Source organism: Mycobacterium sp. 050272, from assembly GCF_039023525.1.
Taxonomy (GTDB): domain Bacteria; phylum Actinomycetota; class Actinomycetes; order Mycobacteriales; family Mycobacteriaceae; genus Mycobacterium.
On record NZ_JBCHKV010000005.1, the window covers coordinates 222,793 to 248,299 of the forward strand.

General features: G+C 67.1%; 13 protein-coding genes. 3 read left to right on the forward strand and 10 right to left on the reverse strand.

Annotated elements, in window-relative coordinates:
• Positions 1–20: 20 nt before the first annotated feature.
• The 8 genes from AAHS21_RS13115 to AAHS21_RS13150 form a co-directional block, all read right to left on the reverse strand.
• On the reverse strand, positions 21–248 hold the full coding sequence (locus AAHS21_RS13115; RefSeq protein ID WP_342928090.1) for an MbtH family protein: 228 nt from the start codon (positions 246–248) through the stop codon (positions 21–23).
• Positions 245–1,528, reverse strand: a complete 1,284-nt coding sequence (mbtG, locus tag AAHS21_RS13120) for an NADPH-dependent L-lysine N(6)-monooxygenase MbtG (protein ID WP_342928091.1) — start codon at positions 1,526–1,528, stop codon at positions 245–247. The genes AAHS21_RS13115 and mbtG overlap by 4 nt, the downstream gene beginning before the upstream one ends.
• Positions 1,525–5,919, reverse strand: coding sequence for an amino acid adenylation domain-containing protein (locus AAHS21_RS13125; RefSeq protein WP_342928092.1), 4,395 nt, complete (start codon positions 5,917–5,919; stop codon positions 1,525–1,527). The genes mbtG and AAHS21_RS13125 overlap by 4 nt, the downstream gene beginning before the upstream one ends.
• Positions 5,916–12,494, reverse strand: coding sequence for an amino acid adenylation domain-containing protein (locus AAHS21_RS13130; RefSeq protein WP_342928093.1), 6,579 nt, complete (start codon positions 12,492–12,494; stop codon positions 5,916–5,918). The genes AAHS21_RS13125 and AAHS21_RS13130 overlap by 4 nt, the downstream gene beginning before the upstream one ends.
• Before the next feature lies 1 nt (position 12,495).
• Positions 12,496–15,549, reverse strand: coding sequence for a mycobactin polyketide synthase MbtD (gene mbtD / locus AAHS21_RS13135; protein ID WP_342928094.1), 3,054 nt, complete (start codon positions 15,547–15,549; stop codon positions 12,496–12,498).
• Positions 15,549–16,874 carry a polyketide synthase gene (locus AAHS21_RS13140; protein WP_342928095.1) on the reverse strand — a complete coding sequence of 442 codons (1,326 nt, stop codon included), beginning with the start codon at positions 16,872–16,874 and terminating at the stop codon, positions 15,549–15,551. The genes mbtD and AAHS21_RS13140 overlap by 1 nt, the downstream gene beginning before the upstream one ends.
• On the reverse strand, positions 16,861–17,619 hold the full coding sequence (locus AAHS21_RS13145) for an alpha/beta fold hydrolase (protein ID WP_342928096.1): 759 nt from the start codon (positions 17,617–17,619) through the stop codon (positions 16,861–16,863). The genes AAHS21_RS13140 and AAHS21_RS13145 overlap by 14 nt, the downstream gene beginning before the upstream one ends.
• A 535-nt stretch (positions 17,620–18,154) precedes the next feature.
• Positions 18,155–19,603: an FAD-binding oxidoreductase gene (locus tag AAHS21_RS13150; RefSeq protein ID WP_342928097.1), complete on the reverse strand. Its 1,449-nt coding sequence runs from the start codon at positions 19,601–19,603 to the stop codon at positions 18,155–18,157.
• A gap of 208 nt (positions 19,604–19,811) precedes the next feature.
• Here AAHS21_RS13150 and AAHS21_RS13155 point away from each other — a divergent pair, with 208 nt between their 5' ends.
• From AAHS21_RS13155 to AAHS21_RS13165, 3 genes are all read left to right on the forward strand, one after another.
• Positions 19,812–20,237, forward strand: a complete 426-nt coding sequence (locus tag AAHS21_RS13155; RefSeq protein WP_342928098.1) for a hypothetical protein — start codon at positions 19,812–19,814, stop codon at positions 20,235–20,237.
• A gap of 352 nt (positions 20,238–20,589) precedes the next feature.
• The gene (locus tag AAHS21_RS13160) at positions 20,590–20,988 is read left to right on the forward strand and encodes an MmpS family transport accessory protein (protein ID WP_342928226.1); all 399 of its coding nucleotides are present in this window, start codon (positions 20,590–20,592) and stop codon (positions 20,986–20,988) included.
• A complete protein-coding gene (locus AAHS21_RS13165; RefSeq protein ID WP_342928099.1) occupies positions 20,985–23,819 on the forward strand; it encodes an RND family transporter in 2,835 nt (944 codons plus the stop codon). The genes AAHS21_RS13160 and AAHS21_RS13165 overlap by 4 nt, the downstream gene beginning before the upstream one ends.
• Positions 23,820–23,823: 4 nt before the next feature.
• Here AAHS21_RS13165 and AAHS21_RS13170 read toward each other — a convergent pair whose 3' ends face one another.
• Both AAHS21_RS13170 and AAHS21_RS13175 read right to left on the reverse strand, forming a co-directional pair.
• Positions 23,824–24,642: a 3-hydroxybutyrate dehydrogenase gene (locus AAHS21_RS13170; protein WP_342928100.1), complete on the reverse strand. Its 819-nt coding sequence runs from the start codon at positions 24,640–24,642 to the stop codon at positions 23,824–23,826.
• A 256-nt stretch (positions 24,643–24,898) separates the two neighbouring features.
• Positions 24,899–25,369: a DIP1984 family protein gene (locus tag AAHS21_RS13175; protein WP_342928101.1), complete on the reverse strand. Its 471-nt coding sequence runs from the start codon at positions 25,367–25,369 to the stop codon at positions 24,899–24,901.
• Between the last annotated feature and the right edge of the window lie 138 nt (positions 25,370–25,507).

The following is a 25,507-nucleotide window of genomic DNA, read 5'->3' on the forward strand; positions in this document are numbered from 1 at the left end:
CCAGAATTTGTGCTTCGCGGCTAACCCGCCGAACGGCTCCCGGAGAGGGAGTCACGCAGGCTCTTCGGACGGATGTCGGGCCAGTTTTGTTCGACATAATCCAGGCATTCGGCGCGGGTCGCTTCGCCGAAGACCACCCGCCAGCCCGTTGGGACGTCGCTGAACACCGGCCACAGGCTGTGCTGTTGTTCATCGTTGACCAGCACGAAGAAGGTGCCGTTGTCGTCGTCGAACGGGTTAGTACTCATCGCTTCTCCACCATCGTCGGGAATCGGGACAGACCAGCCGCCGGACCGACCCAGGACCCCAAAACCCGGTCCGACAACAGGCCCAGACAGCTCAGGTTCGGAAAACCGGGCCCCTGGGTGAGGCCGGACAGGTTAGGCAGAAACAGCTTCGGGGCGACGTCGCTGACCGACAGGTCGTAGCCGATCCCCTCCTGCAGGCGATCGGACGCCAGCGGTCCACCCAGACCCAGCTCGAGCAGATCGAGCGCGTCCTGGCTGAACAGTGAGGTGAACCAGAGCGCGTCCGCGCCCGAGCCGTCGATGACGAGATCGAATCCGTGCACCGTCTCCAGGTTCTCGCTGAACCGGTTGGTGGACAGCGTCAGCCGGATCTGCCCGTCGCGGCCCACCGCGTGGGCGACCCGGCCGCGCAGGTGGTGGATGCGGTCGTCGGCCAGCAGCGCTTCCTGCACATTCGCCGAGAAGACACCGCGGTCGGTGCGGGCCAGCGCGTCGCGGCGCTCATCCAGCGTAAGGGCGGTCCAGTCGGTGGGGTCGGAGAACAACGAGTTCTCAAAGAAGCTTTCGCCCCGCGTGAACAACGTCACCTGCGGCGAGATGACCGTGATCGTCGAAACCCGGTGCCGGAAAAGCTCGTTGAGCATCGAGGCGGCCGTCTCGCCGCCGCCGATCACCGCGACCCGCTCGGCGTTGATCCGGTCGTGTCCGGCGGCGCGATCCCAGAACTGCGCGATCGACATCATGCGCGGGTTGCCGGGCAACAGCGACTTCTCGGCCTGACCTGGCCCGGTAATCATCAACGCGTCCGCGTGCACGGTCCTCTCGCGGGTGTGCAGCGCCCAGCGGTCGCCGGCGATGCCGAGCCCGTCGACCTCGCCGTGCACCACATGCATGCCGACCTGGTCGGCGACCCAGCCCAGGTATTCGCTCCATTTGCGATGCGGCGGAGCGGGTCTGCCGCGGTCGATCCACTCGGCGAACGACGCGGTCGCGATCAGATAGGACTGCCAGCTGTACCGGGTCATCAGCTCGTCGAGCTCGCCGTTGCGGCGCGGCACCAACGCCGACCGATAGGGAAAGCCGACATCTTTTTCCGGGCTGGTTCCGAGCCGGTGCGCCCCGTCGGTCCAGCCGCCGCTCGCTTGCCAGTTCGCTCCGACGCCGGTGCGTTCGACAGCGATCACGTCGGGAACTTCGACGCCCATGTCACGCAATGCCTTGGCCTTGGCGGCCACCGCCACCGCCTTGGCGCCGGCGCCGAGGATGGCCAGGGTGCTCATGTCACCACCTCCCGCAGTGCTTCGATCCAAAGTTGTTGCAACGCAGAGATTTCCGTGTCATCGAGAATGCCGGGCAACGCGCGCCACTGCGCGGCCAGAACACGCTGGGAATCGAAGGGCAGCACGGTGGCCATGATTGTGAGCTCGTGGCGCACCGCCAGATCCGGCTCCGGCTGCGGCGAGACCCCGGCCAGCAGTTCGCGCTCCAGCTTCAGCACGGTGCCGCCGCCGGTGTGGGCCGCGCCCAGGTAGTTCAGCAGGACCTGCGGACCGGGCAGCGGGGCCAGCCGTTCAGCGGTGTCGGTGCGCAGGTAGCGCAGCAGGCCGTAATCGAGTCCGTCGCCCGGAATGGCCGCCAATTGCTCCCCGACCTGCCGCGGGTCGGCGGAGCACACCCGCACCGGATAGATCGAACTGAGCAGTCCGATCGTGTCGCCGGTGTCGGTGGTGTCGTCCACCAAACTGTCTGCGCGACCATGGGTTTCCAGCGCCAGCAGTGGCGGCGGCGTGGCCTGGTTTCTCTGCTGGCGCCAGCGTGTCACCATCGCCGCGGTGGCGGCCACCAGCAGATGCGGCAGCGGCAGCCCGGAATCCAGGAGCCGGTGGGTGGTGTCCGCATTGGCGGCGACCATCCGGACGATCAGATCGCCGGCTCGGTCGCGATTCGGATCCACCCGTCGGGCACCGAGATTGGGATCGTCCCCTTCGAGCTGCGCCGCCCAGAATCCCGTGGTGTCCAACTTCTCAGCACGCTCGGTTAGCGCCTCTGCCCAGCGCCGGTAACTGGTGTGCTCCCGAATCGGCGCGGGCGAATGGCCGGTGGCCAAAGCCCGCAGCGCGGTGTCCAATTCGCCGAGAACGACCCGCCACGACGCCGGATCCATGGCCAACACGTGGGCGACCAGGAGCAGAACGCTCGGTCCGGTCGGGGGGCGAAGCCAGACCGCGGCCAGCAGCACCCCGCGCTCGGGATCGAGACGTTCGACGGCCGCCGCGACGTGTCCGGGGACGACGGCCGGCAGATCGCCGGACACGGCTATCTCGTCGACAAGAGTCACGGTGGCCTCGGCCGGAACCAGGGTCATCGTGGCGCGGTCCAGTCGCGTGCGCAGCACTTCGTGCCCGGCGACGATGCTCGCCAGCGCGGCATCCAGGTGTTCGGGCCTGACGTCGGCGGGCAGCCGGACGGCTTCGGTCTGCGCCAGCCGACGGGGTTGGCCGTATTCGTAGAGCCAGCGGCCGTTGGGCAGCACCGGTATCGGACCGGCTGATTCTTCGATATTGCTCGCGGCAGAGGCACTCTCGGAGTCGATGGCCTCCGCCAATTCCCGGATGTTGACGCAGTCGAGGATCAGCCTGGCACGCAATGCCAGACCCCGCGCCCGCGCCGCCTGCACCACTGACAACGCCATGATGCTGTCCAGGCCCAGCTGTAAGAAGTCCACGGCGACGTCGACCCGAGGCAGGTGTAGCAGCTCCGAAAGCACTTCTGCCAGTGCGGTTTCCGTCGGCGTTTCGGGCTCGGCAACGGCGGTGCTCGCGGTGTCGGCCGCATCGACTGCGCTCAGCGCGGCTTCGTCGAGTTTCCCGTTGGCGGTCAACGGGATTTCGTCGACCCCGATGATGCGTTGCGGAATCATGTAGCGCGGCAACCGGGTAGCGAGCATGGCGCGCAGCTGCGCGGTCGGCGGTGTGTGCCCGTCCGAGCTCACCACGTAGGCGGTCAGCCGCGCTCCGGTCTGCAGGCGCCGCACCAGAACACCGGCGTGCCGGACCGCGGGGTGCGACTCGAGCGCGGCAGCGATCTCACCCGGCTCGACCCGATAGCCGCGAATCTTCACCTGCGCGTCGGCGCGCCCCACGTACTGCAGCGAGCCGTCGATACCCCGGCGCACCACGTCGCCGGTGCGGTACATCCGCTCGCCGGCGGCGAATGGATCGGCAACGAAGCGGTGGCTGGTCTCTCCCGGACGGCCCAGATAGCCGCGGGCCAACTGCGCGCCGGCCAGGTAGAGCTCGCCGGTCGCCCCGACGGGCACCGGACGCAGTCCGGAGTCGAGCACGTACCCGCGGGTGCAGTGAGTCGGGCGTCCGATCGACGGCTCGTCGTACTCCGCGATCGCGGCCACCACCGCCTCGACCGTGGTCTCGGTCGGGCCGTAGCAGTTGTACGCGCGCAACCGGGTTCGTGCGCACTCGTTGCGGATCAGGGTCCACGCGGACTTACCCAGCGCTTCCCCGCCCAGCGCCAATACCGCCAGCGGAACCGTCGTCAGCAATCCGCAGGCGGCGAGTTGGGCGAACATCGACGGCGTGGTGTCGATCATGTCGACGCCGTGCGCGGCGATCGCGGCGACCAGGGCCTCGGCGTCGGTCTGGGTCCGCTCGTCGACGACGTGCACGCCGTGGCCGTCGAGCAGCGCGACCAGGGGCTGCCACGCGGCATCGAACGCGAACGACCACGCGTGCGCGATGCGCAGCGGACGGCCCAGCCGGGCGGCCGCCGGCCGCAACACGCTGTCCAGATGATCGTCGGCATACGCGCCGACGGCCGCGTGAGTTCCGATGACGCCCTTGGGTTCTCCCGTAGTTCCCGAGGTGAAGACGACGTACGCGGCCTGCCCGGGGGGTACCTCGACGGCGCGGAAGTCGCGGGCCTCGCCGGCCCGCATCAGGTCTTCGTCGACGACGATCGACGCCCCGGTTTGGCGCAGAATCGATTCCACCCGCTCGGGCGGCAGCCCCGGCTCCATCGGCACGCACATCCCGCCGGCCTTGAGCACCGCGAGCATCGCGATGATGTACTCCGGGCCGCGGACAAGCTTTATGGCCACTGGGGTTTCGGACCTCACCCCGCGCTCGGCGAGCCGGGCGGCCAGCCCATTAGCGCGACCGTCGAGCTCGCGATAGCTCAGCGTGCCGCCCGCCCAGCTGACCGCGACGTGATCGGGTGTTGTCGCCGCGATCGCGGCGAACCGGGTGTGGATGCCGGCCGCGGGCGCAGGCGCTGCGCCGGTGGCCGTGACGGCCTCGTCGTCGAAGAGCACGCTGACCTCACGCAATGGCCGATCCCAGCCCTGCAGCAGTCGCTCGGCGGTGGCCATCACCCGCCAGCCCAGCCGCTCGGCGGAGGCGACACCCAGCGCGCCGTCCACCACCTCGACCAGCACCACCAGATCGCGGCCTTCCAGGTGGGCGGCGATCGCGATCGGGAAGTGTGACAGGCTCTCCAGCGCGGACGGCCGGAATGTTGCAGCACCCGCGGTCAATTCGCCGCCGGCGACCAGCCCGTCCATCGGGAAGTTCTCGTAGACCAGCAGGGTGTCGAACATCTCGCCCACCCCGCCCAGCGCGCGCAGCTGTGCGTGCCCGAGATAGCCGTGTTCGCGCAGCAGCGCGGCATCGCGCTGCACGGCGCGGCATTGATCGCCCACGCCGGCGGCCGGGTCCAGTTGTACCCGCATCGGCACGGTGTTGATGAACAGGCCGATCATCGTCTCGACACCGGCAAGCTCGGGCGGGCGGCCGGAGACGGTGACGCCGAAGACCACGTCGTGGGTGTCGGTCAGCCGCGACAACACCAGGGCCCACGCCATTTGCATCAGGGTGTTGACGGTGATGCCGCGCGACCGGGCGCCATCGACGAGGCGGTCGGCGACTTCGGGCGCCAGCCGCAGTTCGGTGGTGCGCGGCAGGCCGGCCGGCCGGCCCTCGGCCGCCCCGGTCGAGCCGAGCGCGGCGGCCAGCAGGGTGGGACCGGCCAGGCCGGCCAGGTGCTGGCGCCAAACCTGTTGGCTGGCCTGCGGATCGCGGCTCGCGAGCCACCCGATGTAGTCCCGGTACGGTCGCGGCGCCACGGGCAGCGCCGCGGGGTCTCCCCCGGCCGCGTACAGGATCATCATCTCGTTGACGAACACCGGCAACGACCATCCGTCGATCACGATGTGGTGGGCCGTGATCACCAAACGCCATTGTGGACCGGGCAATTCAATCAGCAGGAAACGGATGGCCGGCCCGCGTTCCAGATCGAACGGTCGCCGGCGTTCGCCAACCTCCAGCGCCGGTAGTTCGCCGGGTGTGGCCGTGACACGTCGCCACGGCAACTCGACTCGGGACGGCACGATCTGCACCGGGCGCGCGATGCCCCGACTGAAGAAGCTGGCCCGCAGGTTCGGGTGCCGGACCAACATCTTTGTCGCACAGTCACGTAACAGCTCGACGTCGAGTACGCCGGTGATGTCCGCGGCCATACCGATCATGTAGGGGTCGTCGGCCGCTTCGCCTTCGACGAATTCGGTGAGCGCGCTCAGCGAATACAGGCCCTCTTGCAGGGGACTCAACGCCATCACGTCCTCGATGTCGGGTGCGACATCGGTTTTGGTAGCGGTCATGACGTTCCGTCGCGTGACGACGCCCACAGCTGCGACACGGCGGCCAGGTCGTCGGCCGACAGTCCGGACACGGCCATCGGCTCGAAGCGGGCATCGGCCGGCGCATCCGCCTGCCCGGTGTCGGCCTCGCTGTCGCCCACAGCATCCAGGGCGGCGGCCAACTGCGCTACGGTCGGATGCTCGAAGACCATGCGCGGGCTGACCGCCAGACCGGCCGCGCGGGCCCGCGAGGACAGCTGAACCGACAGGATGCTGTCGCCGCCGAGGGCGAAGAAGTTGTCGTGGCGGCCGACCTCCGGCGTGCAGAGCAGTTCGGCGAATACCTTGGCCAGCGCCCGTTCGGTGTCGGTACGCGCCGGTTCGATCTGTCCGCCGGTGCTGACCGCCGGCTTCGGCAGCCCGGGCCGGTTCAGCTTGCCCGAGTCGGTCTTGGGCATCGCGTCCAGCACCGTCAGCGACGAGGGCATCATGTAGCCGGGTAGCGTTATCGCGATCGCGGCGCGCACCGCGGCCGCGAAGGCCGCCTTTTCGGCATCGTCGACGATCGACCGTTGCGGTACAACGTATCCGGCCAGCGAGAGACCTCCGCGCACCTCCCAGGTACGGGCCGCCGCGGCGGCGACGCCGTCGACGGCCGCCAATGCGGACTCGACCTCGGCCAGCTCGACGCGGAAGCCCCGCACGTGAACCTGATGGTCGGCCCGGCCGACGAACTCCAGTTGGCCGTCCTCGGTCCACCGGGCCAGGTCACCACTGCGATACAGCCGCGAACCAGGTTTGGCCGCATAGGGATTGGCGATGAACCGCGTCGCGGTCAGGCCGGGCCGCTTCCAATAGCCACGGGCCAGCTGGTCGCCGGCGTAATACAGTTCACCGATCACACCCACCGGCACCGGGCGCAGACCGTCATCGAGCAGGTAGGCATCACTACCCGGGACCGGCTTGCCCACCAGCGGATTCGGCAAAGTAAGCGGCCCGCGCGACACCGCACCGGAGGTCTCGGTGGAGCCGATATTGTTCAACAGCTGGATATCCGTATTGCCCGCGCACGCGGCTACCAGGCGCTCCAACAGCGACGTGCTCACCGGCTCGCCACCGCACACCAGCCGCGACAGGGATCGCACCACATCGGGCCGGATGTCCACCAGCGCGGAAACCAGGCTGGGCACCGCGGTCACCTGCGCCACCGAATGCCGATCCATCAGCGCCGCCAGTGCTTCGGCGTCCCGGTGCTCGGCGTCGTCGGCGAGAATCATCGTGGCCCCGGCCGCCAAGCCGGCCAGCATCTCCATACCGCCCTCGAGGAAGGTGATCGAGGCCTGAGCCAAACGAATGTCGCTGGCGCAGGGCGGGTAGTGCCGCAGCTGCCAATCCAGTCGGGCCGACATCGATCGATGCGTGCCCACCGCACCCTTGGGCTTGCCGGTCGAGCCGGACGTGAACACCAAATACATCGGGTCGTCAGGATGCGGTACCGGTAGGTCGGGGTCAGCCGTGCCGTTCTCCACCGTCGTGCGCACCTGCGGATCGTCCAGCGAAATGACCTTTACCCCAGGCACTTCCGGCGTGCTGGCCGCTGCCTCGGCCGTCGCCAGTACCACCGGCGGCACCACGTCGTCGAGCATGAATTGCTTGCGTGCCAGCGGATAGCCGGGATCGATCGGGAAGTATCCACCACCGGCTTTCATGATGGCCAGCAGCGCCACCACCATGTCGATGCCGCGCCGTGTCGAGAGCCCGACCAGTGACCCCGGTGCCACTCCGTGTTCGGCGAGCAGCGCCGCCAGGTTGTCCGAACGGCGGTGCAGCGCGGGATAATCGAGCTGCTCGCTGCCGCAGCGCACCGCAATCCGGTCGGATCCCCAATTGCGGCTGGGAGCGAGCAACTCCGGAATGGTACGGGGTCGGTCGGGTGGCGCCGGGGCACCGCGGCTCCACTCGTCGAGGATGCGGTGCTGCTCGTTGCCGTCGATCACCGCAACGTCGCGCAGGGTTTGGTCGACGTTCTCGGCGAACTCGTTGATGATCCGCGCCAGCCAGCCGGCCAATCGCTCGATCGTCGACCGACTGTACAGCTCGGTGCGGTAGATGACGTCGCAGTCGTATCCGGCGCCGTCAGTACCGTCGGTGCCCAGAAAGTTGACGCTGAGGTCGGCGTGCGCCATGTCGAAGACCGGGTCCAGCGAGGTGCACACCGTGTCCTCGCCGTCACCGGCGGCGGGTCCCGAATCGATGACCCGGGTGGCCGGCAGGTGATCGCGCACGTGCACGACGACCTGGAACAGCGGGTTGCGCGACAGCGAACGCACCGGGCTCACGCTGTCGACCACCCGGTCGAACGGTAGATCCTGATGGGCGTAGGCGGCCAGCGCCGTCTCGCGCGCCCGGGCCAGCGCCTCGCGCAGCGTCGGGTTGCCGTCCAGGTCGTTGCGCAACACCAGGATGTTGACGAAAAAGCCGATCAGCTGGTCCAATTCGGCCTCGGTACGCCCGGCCACCGGGGTGCCCAACGGAATGTCCACACCGCCGCCGGCCTTGTGCAGCACCACGGCGACGGCCGTTTGCAGCAGCATGAATTCGGTGATGCCCACCTCGCGGCACAACTCGGCGAGCTTGGCGCGGGTGGCCGAGTCGATGCGGAACGCGACGGATTCACCCGCGCCGCTGGGCACCGGCTGGCGGGCGAAGTCCGGCCGTAACCCGGTGTCCTCTGGCATCCCGGCCAGCTGGCGGGTCCAGTACTGGCGCTGTTCGGCGGCGATGGCGGACTCCTGGCCGCCGGAGTCACCCAGGAACGCGCTCTGCCATGCCGCATAGTCGGCATACTGCACCGGAAGCGGTGCCCAGGACGGAACCTCCCCGCTGCGGCGGGCCCGGTACGCGGTGAGCACATCGGTGAACAGCACGCCCGCGGACCAGTGGTCGGAGGCGATGTGGTGGACCACGAACGACATCACATACTCGCCCCGGATACCGGTGCGCAGCAACGCAACCCGGATCGGCCGTTCGGCGTCCAGCTCGAAGCAGTGCTGACGCTCTTGGTCCAGCTGTTCTTGCAGCCAGGCCACGCTGTCCTGACCGGCGCCGTCGAAGGACGCGCGGCGGATCGCCACAGTACCGGCCGGATTGACCACTTGATAGGGCACGCCGTCGATTTCGACGTAGCTGGTGCGCAGGATTTCATGACGCGCGACGACGTCGCCGATAGCGGCGATCAGCGCCTCGATATCCCACGGCCCGCTCAGTCGCGCGGCGAACGGAATGTTGTTGACCCAGCTGGGCCCGTCGATGCGGTAGGCGAACCAGCTGCGCAGCTGCGATGCCGACAGCGGCAACGGTTCGTCGTGCGCGGTGGCGATCAGCTTGGGCCGAGACTCGACGAGCTCGCCGGACCCGAGCTGGTCGACCCGCTCGGCCAGCCGGCCCACCGTCCCCAGCTCGAACACATCGCGGATACCAAGCTCCACACCGCAATCCGAGCGGATCGCGGTGACCAGCCTGGTGGCCACCAGCGAGTGGCCGCCCAAATCGAAGAACGAGTCGTCGACACCCACTCGGTCGTGGCCGAGCAGCGTGGCGAACAGCGCGGCGATGCGACGTTCGGTGGGCGTCGTCGGGTCGCGATATTCGGCGGCGGCGGCGATCTCCGGTTGCGGCAGCGCGACGCGGTCGATCTTGCCGTGCGCGGTGATCGGGATCTCGTCGAGCACCACATAGCCGGCCGGCGTCATATAGTCCGGCAAAGCGGCGGCCACCCGGGCCCGGATGCGTTCGACGTCAACGGATTCGGTGCCGCAGTCCGGTGCCGGGGTCACATAGCCGACCAGGCTCTTGCCCAGTCGGGGCAGATCCACGGCGAGCACCACCGCTTGCCCGACGCTGGGGTCCACCGAGATGGCGGCGGCGATTTCACCGAGCTCGATACGGAAGCCGCGGATCTTTACCTGCTCGTCCGCGCGGCCGACGAATTCGATGTCTCCGTCGGCGTTGCGGCGAGCCAGGTCACCGGAGCGATACATCCGCCCGCCCGCGGTGTTCGGGTCGGCGACGAAGCGTTCGGCCGTCAGTGCCGGCCTGCGGTGATATCCGTGCGCGACATGCGTTCCGGCGATGTAGATTTCGCCGATCACGCCGACCGGGACCGGCTGTAGCGCATCGTCGAGCAGATACACCTGGGTGTTGATCTTCGGCCGTCCGATCGGCACGATGCGGGTGCCTTGGGTGCCCTGCACGGGGTAGCTGGTGCAGTTGACGACGGTCTCGGTCGGTCCGTAGAAGTTGTACAGCAGCGCATCGAAGGTGGCATGGAACTTGTCGGCGATCTCGCCCGGCAAGGCCTCGCCGCCGATCGGGACCCGCCGCAGGGTACGCCATCGGTTGACGCCGGGCAGGGAGAGAAACAGCCCGAGCAGTGAAGGCACGAAGTGCATCGAGGTGATGCCTTCGCGGCTGAGCAGATCGGTCAGGTAGCCGATGTCGCGCAGCCCGTCGGGCCGCGGAATAACCAGTCGCGCGCCCATGATCAACGTGCCGAAGATCTCGCCCATCGACACGTCGAAGCTGGGCGAGGCGACCTGCAGCAGCGATTCCGTTGCGTCGACCTGGTATTCGTCGCCGAACCAGACGAAGTACTCGGCGATCGGCGCGTGCGGAACGGGAACACCCTTGGGCAGCCCGGTCGAGCCGGAGGTGTAGATCAGGTAGGCCGTGTTGTGCGGGCTCAGTGGCCGAATCGGCTCGGGCGCGCTCACCGGGTAATTCGATAGACCGGTAACCGGTTCGCGCAGAACCAGTTTGGCGTCGGCATCCCCGAGGATGAACGCGATGCGATCCTGCGGGTAGGTGGGATCCACCGGCAGGTAGACCCCACCGGCTTTGAGGATGCCCAGTGCCGTGATGACGAGTTCGGGCGACTTGTCCAGCAGTAGCGCGACCCGGTCCTCGGTGCCGATCCCTTGTTCGATGAGCCAGTGCGCCACCCGGTTGGACTCTTCGTCAATCTCCCGGTAGCTGTAATTGCGGCCTTCGTAGCCGACCGCGATGGCGTCGGGCGCCCCACTCGCGCGCCGACTGACCAACTCCGGCAACGTGGCCGCCGCAGTCGTGAACTCTTGTCCCGTCGACACTCGGCGCAGCCATTCGGCGTCTTCGCCGCTCATCAGCGCGCATGCCGACAGCGTCGCGTCGGGGTTGCTCAGCGCGCTGTCCAGCAAGACGACGTAGTGTCGCAGCAGCTGTTCGACCAGCGGGCGATCGAGCACCTCCACGAGGTACTCGGCCTCGAGCAGCCCGCCGCCGTTCCCCGATCGCTCCAGCTCGACCATGAGACTCAGTGGCAGCTGGTTGAAGTGACCGCGCAACTCGGCGCGCGCGCACCGCACCCCCGGGGGACAGAAGCCGGCGCCATCGGCGTCTCGCTGTCCGAAGCTCACCCGGGTCATCCGGTCCGCTCCGTGGCGGCGATCGGGATTGGATTCGCGCACCAGCCAATCCAGGTCGGCGCGTGAATGCGCGAAGGCTCCCACGGCGCTGTCGCGCGTCTGGGCGAGCAGTTCGCGGAATGTCAGGCGGGAGTGCGGTTGGAGCCGAATCACCACGGTGTTGCCGTAGTAGCCAATGGCATCCTCGGTCCCGACGCCGCGATTGAGCACCGGGACAGCGACCAGAAAATCGCTCGACTGCGTGTAGCGCTGGACCAGTGCCGCGAAGGCTGACATCAACACCATGTACGGGGTGGCGCCGGTTTGCTTAGCCAATTCCGCAACCCGATCAACCAGGTCGGCAGACAACCGCGTCGTCGCGCGCTGCGCACGCCAGGTGCTGGGTACCACCGAACCGTTGGGCCCCGGAAGCTCAAGTGGCTCCGGCAGGTTCGCGATCAGAGGACGCCAGTAGTCCGCGTCCTGGTGATGGCTCGCGGCGTCGGCGAAGGCCGGCTCGACCGCGGGGGTCGGTGCGGCCGGCGCGGCGGCAAATCCGTCCGGGTCGGTGTAGGCGTGCGTCAGATCGGCGAAGAACGGCGCCCAAGACCCGTCGTCCCACGCGATGTGGTGGGCGGTGAACAGCAGCATCAGTTCTTCGGCCGACAAGCGTGCCACGGTGACCCGCAGCGGCGCATCCTTGGCCAGGTCGAAGGGGCGGCAGAAGTCCCGCTGCGCCAGCACGTCCAGGCGCAACCGCCGCGACTGATCGGACAGATCCGACAGATCGTGCTCGGTCCAATCCGGCCGAAGGTCTTCGCGGACCACCGGATACGGCAAGCCGTCGGCGTCGGTCTCGTAGGTCGTGTGCAGCACTTGATGCCGCGCGGCCACGGCGTTGACGGCATCCCCCAGCCGCGCTACGTCGACCGTGCCGCTGACCCGGTACGAGACACAGACGTTGAGCAGCGCGCTGTCGGGGTCGACCGACTGTACGAACCACATCCGGTGCTGGCCACCGGACATGCGCGGCTCGTCGACGGTCGTCACCGGCCCCTCGGCATCGGCCCGGGTCAGGCCGCGCTCAGCGAGCTTGCGGCGCAACAACTCCAAGCGCCTTTCGTCGAGCCGGGCGCTGGCATTGGTTTCAGTCACGCTAGGAGTCCAACCTTTCTAGCATCGCGAGCGTCGAATGGTGCGCTCCGGCCGCAGCGGCGGCGGCACCCAACGTCGGCGCGGCATTCGGGTCGCCGGTTGAGCCGGCGCCCACCGCATCGATCAATTCGTGGACGGTGATGCCACCGAGCATGCGGGCCACCGGAACCGAGTTCCCCACCGTCCGACGCAGCCGCTTGCGCAGATCCAGCGCGAGCAACGAATCCACACCCAGGTCGATCAGCGAGGCACTCGAGTCAATCGACGACGAATCACCCAAGTGCAGTGTCGCGGCCAGTTCGGCACGCACCACGTCGGCGACCGGTCGCACAGCCGAGCCGTTGTCATGCTCACAACTCTCGCCGAGCGAGCCGCTGAACGGCGTCGGCATTCCCTGGCTTTCGAAGAAGACCGCGAGCCGGTCGAAGTCCGCGTCGAAAATCAGGGGATCGCCGTCGTAACGGTGCAGGCTGGCCTCGATCGCCAATTCGGGGTCCATGGCGATCAATCCCGAGCGCTCGGTGCGGGTGATCTCGTGGGCCGCCACCACACCGGCGGCCTGCCACAGTCCCCATCGAATCGCCGTGCAGTCCCGGCCCCTGGCCCGCAACTGGGCGGCCAGCACGTCGAGCATCCGGTTGGACGCCGCATACGCCGCATGGTGGTAGCCGCCCCACACGCCAAATACCGACGAGCAGGCCAGAATCCGACAGTCGGGCCGCATCGGCCATACCTCGGCCAGCAGTGCCAATCCGCGAACCTTCGCCTCACATACCTCGGCTACATCCGTGCCGGTGAGATCCTCGCGCACCACCGCTTTCGCGATGCCGGCGGTGTGTATCAGCAACGACGCACCGGAGCCGGCATATTCGAGCGCGGCGGCGGACAGCGCGGCGCGGTCGGTGATGTCACAGCGCGGGGCCTGCACCACCGCGTCATGGTTCTCGGCAAGCCGTGCCAACGTGTCGGGGTCAACGCCGTTGCGGCTCAACAGGGTAACCGTGCGTGCCCCGTGCTCGATGCAGTACCGCGCGTACCGCAGGCCGATCGCACCGCTGCCGCCGGTGATCACCACGTGGTCCAGGGCGGCGCCGCCCAATGGCCGGCTGATTGCCGAGTCTCGGCACTCCCGGAACGTCCGAGCATAGCGTCGGGGCGGTTCGGTCCCCCGCACCGCGATTTCTGCCCCTTCACCGATCAGCGCTTGGACGACCTCGAGCGCGGTTGTGGCGTCGACATCGCGGCTGGGCAGGTCGAGGTGTCCGAAGATCTGGTCCGGGAATTCGAACCCGACGCTGCGGTGCATCGCCGCCAGGGCGGCCTGTGCGGGCGAGACAGTCGGATCCTCTCGCTCGACCTGCTCGGCACCGACGGTCAGCAACCACACGGCCCGGCAACGGGGGCCGGTGATCGCGGCGTAGTCGGGCAGGCCCGCGTCGGATCGTCGCGCGATCTGGTCGATCGCGGCGAGCGCATCCAGCCGGTCGAGTTCCGGGGCGACCACCACGACGATTTCTGCTTCGCCGAGCGGCACCGCCCGGCAGCCGTCGTGCGTGGCGACGGCGGCGATCAGTTGCCGCGTCAACGCGCTCGCAGCGTCCTCACCGAAAAACCCGATGCTGCAACCGGTTGCACCCGTCGTCGACGTCACCTGCTGCCAGTCCTCAACGGCAGCGGTCAACGCCGGCACCGCGACCGTGTCGGTCAGCGGTTCCGGCGTCGCCCACAGGTGCACCGCCCGCATCGGCGCGTTCGGGAACTTCGGCAGCGGCGCCCGGATACCATCCGGGATGGTTGTGCCCCACGGGCTACCGGGATCTGCGGTCGCGACGGCGGCGATGTTCGCCGAAAGCGCCTCGACGATGGGTTTGTCGCGATGCCCCGACCCGACGACCACCGCCGACTCCTCGTCGACGATGTCTGCCAGCGGATAGAGCAGCGACGGGTGCGCGGACAGTTCCACAAACGTGTCGGCACCCAGCTTCTGCGCATGTCGCACGGCACGGTCGAATCGCACCGTACCACAAAGGTTCTCGTACCAGTACTCGGCGAAGTCGATGCCGTCGTCCACCTCGCTGCCGAACGTCGAGCCGACGAACCGTGCCTCGCCGCGCCGGAAGCCCGAATCGGGCATCAGCTCGATCAACGGAGTCCGCAACGGCCGCAGTGCGCTGGTGTGACCCGGATAGTCCACGGACAGTTGATGATTGAAGATGCCGCGACGCCTCGCCAGTTGCACCGCCGCGGCCACCGCGTCGTGCTCACCGGAGACCACGGTCGACGACGGCCCGTTGACCGCCGAAACTTCCAGCCAGCCGGGCACATCGGTCAGCAGGGACTCCGCCTCTTCGAGGCCGATGCCCAGCACCGCCATCGCGTACCGGCCGGTCAGCCGGTCGACGACGCTCGCGCGAGCGCCGACCAATCGGACCGCGTCCGGCAATGTGATCGTCGCGGCCACGTAGGCCGCCGCCACCTCACCGAGGCTGTGCCCGATGGTGACCTCCGCAACCACCCCGCAGTTTCGCCATGCCGCGGCCAGGCTGACCGCGTGGGTGAACTGCGCACCCTGGATCTGCGTGCGCGACCAGTTCTGCTCCTGCTCCCCCACCAGGTAAGGCAGCGACGAGGGTAACCCGGCCGCGACGAACGCCCGCCCGCACTCGTCCGCGGTCTCCCGATAGGCCGGCAGCACCCGGTAGGCGTCGGCTCCCATCGCCTGCCATTGATTGCCCTGCCCCGGAAACACGAAAGCGATGCGCGGCGCCGAGCTCTTCGACGACCGGCTGATCAGGGGGTGCTCGTCGTCGCGTACCAGCGCCGACAAGCCGTCGACGAGCTCGGCCCGGTCGGCTGCCCGCACCACCGCACGGTGACGCCGCAGCCGCCGCAACCGCGACAACGTCGACGCGACCGACGCCGCCAGATCCGGTGCGGCGTTGCCGGTGCGGTCCAGGTAGTCGAGGATCGCCGCGGCATCCCGGGGAATCAGGTCTTTGTCGTGCGAGGTGAGCAGCACCGGGACACGGCGGTCAGGCAGCATGCGATCGAGCACTATGCCACCTCTGGCACGGAAACGATCAGATGCGCGTTGGTACCCGCGATCCCGAAGGCCGACGCCACGGCCGTGCGGTGTCCGGCAACGGCCGGCCACGGAGTCAGGGTCTGCGCCAGGCGTAAACCTTGCCCATCCCAGTCGATTTCCGGACTGGCCTGGTCGGCGTGCAGGGTGGCCGGTACCGCACCGTGTTCGGCCGAGACGAGAACCTTGGCCAACCCGAGCGCACCGGCAGCGGCCAGCGAGTGACCCAGGTTGGACTTGACCGAACCCAGCAGCGCCCCGGCGCCGGGCTCGGTGTCACCGTAAGTCTTCGCCAGCGAACGTAATTCGGTGCGATCGCCGAGCCGGGTACCGGTGCCATGCCCCTCGATCATGCCCACTTCGTCGGGCTGGATTCCGGCTTGGGTGATCGCGCGGCGGAACAGCCGGACCTGCGCCTCCTCGCTGGGGGCGGACAGACCGGCACTGCGACCGTCCTGGTTGACCGCGGTGGCACGGACCTCGGCGATGATCTGGCGACCGGCCCGCAGCGCCGCCGATTTGCGTTGCAGCACAAACATTGCCGATCCTTCGGCCCAGACCGTCCCGCTGGCCTGCGCGCTGTAGGGGCGGCAGTGGCCGTCGTCGGAGAGTGCGTGTTGCTTGGAGAACTCGACGAAGAAACCGGGCGAGCCCAGTACGTTGACTCCCCCGGCCAGCGCCAGGTCGCAATCGCCGTCGCGCAGGGCGCGCACCGCGACGTGGAAGGCCACCAGCGCCGACGCGCAGGAGGAGTCGAGGGTGAGCGCGGGGCCGGTCAACCCGAGCGTGTACGCCACCCGTCCCGAGATCACGCTCAGCGCCGTCCCGGCGAGCAGATGGCCACTGTGCCGGGAGAACTCCGCCATTTCGGGCCCATACCCGGTCATGGACGCGCCGACGAAACAGCCCACATCGTGGCCGGCCAGGTCGTCGGGATTGATGCCGCTGTTCTCCAGCGCCCGCCAAGACACCCGCAGCGTCACCCGCTGCTGTGGGTCCATCGCGATCGCTTCGCGGGGCGAGATCCCGAAGAACTCTGGATCGAATGTTGCTGCCCCGCTGAGGAATCCGCCGCGATCGTGGATCTGTTTGAATCCACTGCGGCGCGAACCGGCGAGCAGTTCGGCGACCGACCAGCCGCGGTCGGTGGGAAACCGGCCCAAGGCCTCACGGCCGTGCGCTAATAGGTCCCAGTAGCTGTCGGCGGTGTCGATACCGCCGGGTGCTTCGACGGCCATCCCGACGATCACGACCGGATCGACCTCGGTGTCGTGGACCCCGTTGTCAGACATCGGCATTCACCTGTGCGGCGATCGCATCGACGTGGTCGTAGACGTAGAAATGGCCGCCGTCATACACCGACAGCTCGAAGGACCCGGCGGTATGCCGTTCCCACTGGCGCAGCACGTCGATCGCGATGCGGTGATCGTCGCGGCCGCCCAGGACGTGGATGTCGGTGCCGATGCGGATATCGGGACTGGGGTCATAGCGATTGAAGGCCTGATAGTCGGCGCGCATCGCGGTGGTGAGCAGCTCGGAGAATTCCTCGTCGGCGAGCAGTTCGGGATCGGTACCGCCGAGGTCGGCGATCTCGGCGAGCACGCCGTCGTCGCTGGTCGGCAGCTCGGGCATGTCGGCGACGACACACGGCGGCGGACCCGCGGAAGCCCAGAGCTTCCGCACGGCGACATCGCGCTCTTCGGCCACCCGGGCAAACTCGAACGCCACTACGGCGCCCATGCTGTGCCCGAACAACCGCAACGGTGCGACGCTGCGCCAAGGCCCGGCCTCGAAGAGCCCGAGGGCAAGGTCGTGCACGGTCTCGTGGGCAGGTTCGGCGAGCCGGTCGGCGCGCTGCGGGTACTGAACGATGTAGATGTCGCCCCCAGCAGCCAGCGCGGCAGCCAGCAGCCGGTAGCTCGCGGCGGCCGCGCCGGCGTGTGGAAACACCACCGTGGCGCCGTCAGTCGACTTGCGCCCGGGAACCAGCTTGACCCAGGACGGAAATGTGGAAGGCATGCTGATCAGGTCACGGAAGGTCATGATGCTCACCGGATCCATGGGCGGCGTTGCCGAGGGCGACGGCCGAGTGGGGCTGGGACCCTGCCGCCACTCGTCGCGACCAGCCGGCCGGCGACGTCTCTCGCAGCGAGCCAAGGCCTCGACACCGCAGGTTGCCAGCGTGCTGAACAGCGTCAACACCGATGCCGACCAGTTCGGCCACCTCCGCACGGATGCTCTCCGAGCCCGCGGGGGCACGCACCACGAAAACCTCCCTGAATTAGCACAGGCTGCCCTAATTTGTTTGGTTACCCTATCCTCTCTCCCTGCGCTGTTGCTACTAAGCCCCCTCCAAGGCACCCGGGTGATCCCGGACACAGCACGGCCCCGCGCAAGGCTTTGGTGTCACCGAGTCGCCGCGCATCCGGCGATGGGATGCCGACCGGCATCCGTTTGCGGTGGCGCTGTCTTGGCTCCTGCGGCGTCGAGGGTGCACTGACGGCGGGCCCGTCCCGGCGTGGCGTGTCGGCGCCCTGAGCGCACACTCGACGCCACCGGCGCACACTCGACGGAATGGCTAGAAGTTCAACCCGGAGAACATGACCCGGCCCGGGTCGAACTTCTGCCGCACGGCCGACAACCGGGACAGGTTCTGCCCGAAATAGCGCGCCGGCGGCTGGTTCGCCTCGATGTAGTTCACATAGCCGCCGACCGAGTACTGTTGCACCGCTTGGTGTGCCGTGCTGAGCCAGTTGGTCGCGGCCGCCGGGTCGCCGGTTTCGACGTACCACTGCACCAGTGCCGCCTGGCGGCGCCACGGGTAGGCGGTGGCACCCGGGGCGACGGTGGCCAGGGCACCGTCCAGGGCGTGCATGATGGCGAGCATGCGGCCGGCGCCGCGCGGAAAAGCGTTGACCGCGGCGGCAATTCCCTGAGCGGCGGCCGGGGTGAGGCTCTGGAAGACATCCGACCCGCCGACGTAACCCAGCGGCTGCGGGTTCAGATTGTTGACGGCCAGATACCGGACCAGGTCCATACGGTTGAAGGTGTGGTTCTCGGTGCCGGTCGGTTGCAGGCCCACGGCCGAGACGATGGCGTTGGCCACGCTGGGACCCGATCCGGCCGGGCAGGTCGCGAGAATGCGGCAGGCCGTTCCGAATCCGTCGGTGGTGCTGTCCGCCAATGCCCAGCTGTTGCGGTCGGCGGTACGCAACCAGTTGGCCCAGCCGACGAGCACCTGTGCGAACGACTGTGGCGGGAAGTTCAGGTTGACGGCGTCGACGTCGTGGGTGGGGAAGGTGTTGAAGGTCAGCGAGGTGGTCACCCCGAAGTTGCCACCCCCGCCCCCGCGCAACGCCCAGAACAGGTCCGGGTTGCTGTTGGCCGAGGCGGTGACCGCTTGGCCACCGGGAAGCACCACCTGGGCCGAGGTCAGTTGGTCACACAGCAGGCCGGCATGCCGGGAGTCGGCACCCATTCCGCCGCCCAGCGCGTGTCCCGCGGCGCCCACCGAGGGGCAAGTGCCCGTCGGCAGACCCCGGCCCGCACCGGCCAGCGTCTCGTGCATCGAATACAGACTCGTGGCAGGCGTCACCGTGACCTGCCCGGTGGCGGCGTCGTAGTTGACTCCCCCGGGCAGCTGACGCAGGTCGAAAACCATGGCGCCGTTAGCCGTCGACGCGCCGATGTACGAGTGTCCACCACTGCGCGGAGCGACCTTGAGATGGTTGGCCGCGGCGAAGGCCATCGCCTTCTGCACGTCGGCCGCCGACGTCGGGGTGACTATCGCGGCCGGGGTCAGACCGTTGTAGTTGGTGTTGAAAACCTGCTTGGCCGAACCGAATTGCGGGCTGTCCGGCAGCAGCACCTTGCCGCCAAGCGCCGACGAAAGACCGTCCCAACCAGTGGCATTCGGCGCGGCGGTCGCCGGGGCCGAGCCGAATCGGCCCGTGCCGAACACCGCGCCGGCCGCTATCGCTCCGGCGGCACCGCGCAGAAACGTCTGCCGCGAGATCTCACGCGCCATCGTCGGACTCCCGCGATTGCGTCATGCCCGCATTGTTAAACCGCGCGATCCGCGGCAGCGCCCGACGTGCGGCGCCATAACCGAAACGAGCTCGAACCGTTACCGCCGCCTGACCAAAGGCTGGCAGTGATTCCCCGCGCCGCCGGCTCGGGCCTAAGCTAGTGCTCGGTCGCGTCCACAACGGCTACCGTGAGGCAAGGAGCGGGCAATGGTGCAAGGTTTGTACGGACTGCTCACCGTCGTTGCCCTGGTAATGGCCCTGGTGTTCGCCAGCATTGCTGCCGTGTACGTCGTGCGCCTGGGACAACGACCTTCCCCTCCGATAGCCGACGAAATCGGCATCGCCAGAGTGGTCACCACCAAGGTGCGCAAACGCGAACCTATGTCGCAAGAAGAACTCGACTACGCCAAGCAGATCGTGGCCGTCCGCAGCTCCTTGCTGACGTTCAGCATCCCCGGCGCCTTGTTCTCGGTGGGTTGCTTTTACGTGTTCGGGAGCCTGTACCACCTGCACGGGGCGACGCCGTCGGAGCGGACATTCCTCGGGCTGTTCCCCATGCTCGCCTCGCTGAACTTCACGACTCAGATCCTGCGCAGCGCGAGGTTGAAAAGGCGTTTGCGGAAATTGTCGTGAGCAACAGCACGAGCGCCGCTCGCACCGTTTCTGACGCGCCTTTTCACGCGCTGGCAGCGCCCTAAGCAAACAGCCATGAGCGCACGGGTTCGTGCTGCAATCGGCGCGACGGGGCGCATGCCCGTTGCCGTGAACCCCGGGGAGTGGCAACGTCCGTGGTCATCGTGTTCTCGTTTTGGCTCGAAGCCGCTACTCTTTACCATCAGTCGATCGCATTGGGCACATGACCGTCTACTATCTGGGCGGCCTGAGGGCGGGGATGGGATGAGAGCGCAAGGCCTTAACCGGAGTCCGAAAAGGTGATCGAGTGAGCCCTCGTTCGGTCGGCAGGACCGTCTTGGCACGAGTGTGGATGCCGCTGGTTGCCGTCATTGCGCTCGCCATCGGCGGGGTGGCCATGTGGAAGGTGCACCAGTTCTCCGATCCCCCGCCGGTCATCACCGTCAATCAGCCCGCGGCACCGCCGGAATTCAGTATCAAACGGCTCACCTACGAGTTGTTCGGCTCCGTCGGAGATGGCGGAATGCTGGTCTGGGTAGACGTCGACGGACATCCGCATCGGGTTGATCTCACGACGCTGCCGTGGTCGCACACGGAGTCGACCACCTTGACCGTGGTGTCCGGCAGCATCTCGGCGCAGGTCCACGGTGGTCAAGTCGGCTGCCGGTTGCGGGTGAACGGTGTCGTCCGCGCCGAACAGTCCGATGCCCATCAGGACGCACACGTCTTTTGCCTGGTGAAGTCCGCATGAGCGAGCATCGGTCGCAGCCCCTGGCGAAGCGACCTTTCGTCCCCAGAATGGTCCGCATCTTCGCGATACCGATCATCGCCTTCTGGGCGCTGTTGGCCGTGTCGACGAACACCTTCATGCCGCAGGTTGAGCGGGTCGCCGAAGAACTCGCGGGACCACTGGTCCCGCACTACGCGCCATCGCAGCGCGCACTGTTGTCCATCGGCGCGAAGTTCCAGGAGTCCAATTCCACCAGCTTGGCCATGATCGTGCTGGAAGCCAACCGGTCCCTGGGCGACCCGGATCATCAGTACTACGACGATCTGATGCGCCGTTTCAAGCAAGACCCCAGGCATGTGCAGTACGCGATGGACCTTTGGGGCAAGCCGATCACCGCGGCCGGCGCGCAGAGCCTCGACGGCAAGTGCGCCTACGTGCTGTTGCGCCTGGCCGGCGATATCGGCCAAATGCAATCGAATGAATCCGTTGCGGCCGTTCGGGATATCGTCGCGAAGGACCCACCGCCGCCCGGGCTCAAGGTTTACGTCAGCGGCGCGGCGCCGCTCGCTTCGGACACGGTCGGCATTGCGAATTCGAGCTTGAACAACATCACGATCGTCACGATCTTTCTCATCATCGCGATGCTGCTGCTGGTGTACCGCTCCGTCGTCATCCTGTTTGTGCCGTTGGCCGGAGTTCTGTTCGAGATGCTGGTCGCGAAAGGCGTGATCGCAACCCTTGGGCATCTGGGTTACATCGAGCTCTCGTCATTCGCGGTGAACATCGTCGTCGCGCTGACCCTGGGCGCGGGCACGGATTACGGCATCTTCTTGATGGGCCGCTACCACGAGGCGCGACACGACGGCGAGGGCAGGGAGCAGGCGTTCTACACCGCATATAAGAGCGTCACGCCCGTCATCCTCGGCTCGGGGCTGACGATCGCCGGGGCGTGCTACTGCCTGACTTTCGCGCGCCTCAACTACTTTCACACCATGGGGCCCGCGGTGGCGATCAGCATGCTGTTCACCATCGCGGCAGCGCTGACGCTCGGTCCGGCCTTCTTGACCGTGGGCAGCCTTTTTGGGCTCTTCGACCCGAGAAGCAAGGCCAAGGCGCATGGGTATCGGCGGATCGGGACGAGCGTGGTCCGATGGCCGGTGCCGATCCTGGCGGCCAGCACCGCCGCCGTCATGCTCGGGGCGGTCTTCGTGCCGACGTACCGCCAGAACTACGACGACCGTCAGTACCAGCCGCACGATTCCCCCGCCAATCTTGGCTTCCAGGCGGCGGATCGGCACTTCCCGAAGAGCAAGCTCTTTTCGGAGCTGCTGATGATCGAGTCGGATCACGACCTGCGAAACTCGGCCGACTTCATCTCACTGGACCGCGCGGCCAAGGCTCTGGAACGCCTCCCCGGCGTCGCGATGGTGCAGAGCATCACCAGGCCCATGGGTCGAGCGTTGGAACATGCCCACATCCCTTACCTGTTCACCACGCAGGGCAGCGGTCTGGGCCAACAGCTCCCGTTCAACCAGCGGCAAAACGCCAATACCAGCGAGCAGGCTGAGATCACGCAGCACACGGTCGCGGTCTTGCGCAAGGAGATTGGCTTCTTCGAGACGATGTCGGACGAAATGCACAAGACGGTCCTCACGATGGAGGACATGCAAAAGGTCACCGACGAGTTGAGGTCGAACCTGGCCAACCTCGAAGACTTCTTCCGGCCGATGCGCAGCTACTTCTATTGGGAGAAGCACTGTTTCGACATTCCGGTGTGTTACGCATTCAGGTCGCTGTTCGAGTCCATCGACGGCCTCGACAAGATGGCCGACGACATCAAGGACGCCGTAGCCTCGCTCGAGGTCATCGACAAGACCTTGCCGCAAATCATCACGCAGCTCAAACTCACGGCCGACGACTCGGAGGCGCTGGCCAATCTATTGGTCAACACCTACGGCCAGTCGTCCCTGCAGACCACGCAGACCGACCAGACCTTCGACGACCAGATCAATGTCGGGCTCGACTTCGACCAGTCCCGCAGCGATGACTTCTTCTATATCCCCCACGAGGGTTTCGACAACGACGACGTCAAAACCGGTATGCAGCTGCTGATGTCACCGGATGGCAAGGCCGCCAGGATCATCGTGACCCACGAGGGAGACGCCAACGGCCCAGAGGGTGTGCAGCACGTCGAACAGTTCCCCAACGCCATCACGGTGGCGCTCAAGGAGACCTCGCTGGCCGGCTCGAAAGTGTATATCGGCGGCTCCGGAGCAACCAACAAGGACATCAAGCAATACGCCGCGTCCGATCTGCTGATCGTGGCCATCGCCGCCTTCGTGCTGATCTTCTTGATCATGTTGTTCCTGACGCGAAGTCTGATGGCGGCCTTGGTAATTCCGCTGACGGTGGCCTTCTCCTACGCTGGCGCGTTCGGGCTTTCCATCCTCGTTTGGCAGCATCTCATCGGTCTGCCGCTGCACTGGCTGATATTGCCGCTCACGTTCATCATCCTGGTGGCGGTCGGTTCGGACTACAACCTGCTGTTGATCCTTCGCGTCAAAGAGGAGTTGCACGCCGGAATCCACACCGGTCTGATCCGCGCGCTCGGCAGCACCGGCGGTGTGGTGACGTCCGCAGGCTTGGTGTTCGCGTTCACGATGCTGGCAATGCTGACAAGCGATCTGAGAACGATCGGCCAGGTGGGTTCCACCGTGTGCATCGGATTGCTGCTCGACACTTTGATCGTGCGGTCGTTCGTGGTGCCGTGCATTCTGCGCATTCTCGGGCCGTGGTTCTGGTGGCCGACCCTGGTACGCAGTCGCCCGCTGCGGCAGGCGCACACCACCTAGGGCGTCATTGAGCGGTCCAGCCGCCGTCGATCGAGTAGCTGGCACCGGTGATGGTGGCCGCCGCCTCGCCGGCCAGGAAAACCGCAAGCGCCCCAACGTCTTCCGGGCGGGTGAAGCGCGCCATCGGCTGCTTGTCGGCGACGAACTCTTGCTTGGCCTCGTCGAAAGACTTCCCCGCCGACGTGGCGAACGCTTCGATCTGCTGCTCGATCAGAGGGGTCATGACCCACCCGGGACAGATTGCGTTGCAGGTGATGCCGTGCTCGGCGGTTTCGATCGCCGTCACTTTGGTCAGCCCCACCACGCCATGCTTGGCCGCCACGTAGGCCGATTTCTCCGCACTCGCGACTAACCCGTGCGCCGAGGCGATGTTGATGATCCGGCCCCAGCCGCACCGTTTCATCCCCGGCAGTGCGCACCGAGACGTGTGGAACACCGCCGACAGATTCGTCGCGATCACCGCGTCCCACTTCTCGATCGGAAAGTCCTCCAGCTTCGCCACGAACTGGACCCCGGCATTGTTGACGAGGACATCGACCGATCCGAAGGTCCGTTCGGCGTCGCCGATCATGTCGGCGATCTCGTCCGGCTTGGTCACGTCGGCGCCCGAATATGCCGCCGTCACCCCGAAAGTCTCTTCGATGTCGGACCGCTGCTGCTCGACAGCCTCCGGGTCACCGAAGCCATTGAGGGTCACGTTGGCTCCCTCGGCGGCGAAAGCCCGTGCGATCGCAAGCCCGATACCCGACGTGGAACCCGTTACAACGACCGACTTTCCGTGGATCATCGCCACACTCTCCCCTTGGGGCCGCATCTCGGCCATCGGAGGTGATTATCCGCCGAAAGCTTTTCGGCCGGCGCTTCCCGAGGTGGATGCCCCGTGCCCGCCCTCATTGTCACGAATCTGCACGTGGTGATGTGCTGTGTGCTGTGCGCCGTCACCGGTGCGCAATGCTGGGCTGCGATGTGATGAGGGAATCGGACCCTCTGCACTGCCCTTCGTGCGCCAGGAGAGACCGGACTTCGCCCGCCGATCAGGGCTTGTGCACGCCTTCGCGACAACTACCTGCTCCACCTTCTTAATCCAGCAGATCTACCTCCCAATTGGAGCGTTGGATCCGCATGTCCAACTCACGAAGCTCGCGTGCCAGCACATCGGCCTGCGCGCGCAACTCGGCGACAGGCAAGGCGGACTGCATTTTCAGCTCGGATCGCAGCTGGCGCGAGTAGCTGGGCTGGCTGGTGCCCGCAGCGGCATCTGCCGCCACGGTCACCACGTAGTGACGGTGGCGCAACGCGTCGCGGCGGGCCAACGCATCGGTCAGGGTGCCGTCCGCGTCGACGGTGGTGGCGGCGTTGGTGCGGTTAATACGCCGGATCAGAGTTTCGAACTCATCGAGCACCTCGCCGACCTCGGTCAGCAGGGCCGACGCGTCCTCAGCGGGCTCTTCGCCTTCTTGATATCGAGCGTTGTTGACGATGCGAGTGCGTAGCTGCTCGATCCGCCGCGCCGCAGTCGCGCGAAGCGACAAAGCCTCTGCGAGCTTCACGATTCCGACTCCTTTGTGATTGCCGAACCGGCCAAGTGACCGCGTCGGGCGGCCCGGGCCACTAGCATCATGAACCCGGCTTGGGCAGCCGGCAATTCACTTTCCCAACAGCGCCCATATCACGGGCAAAAAGCTATG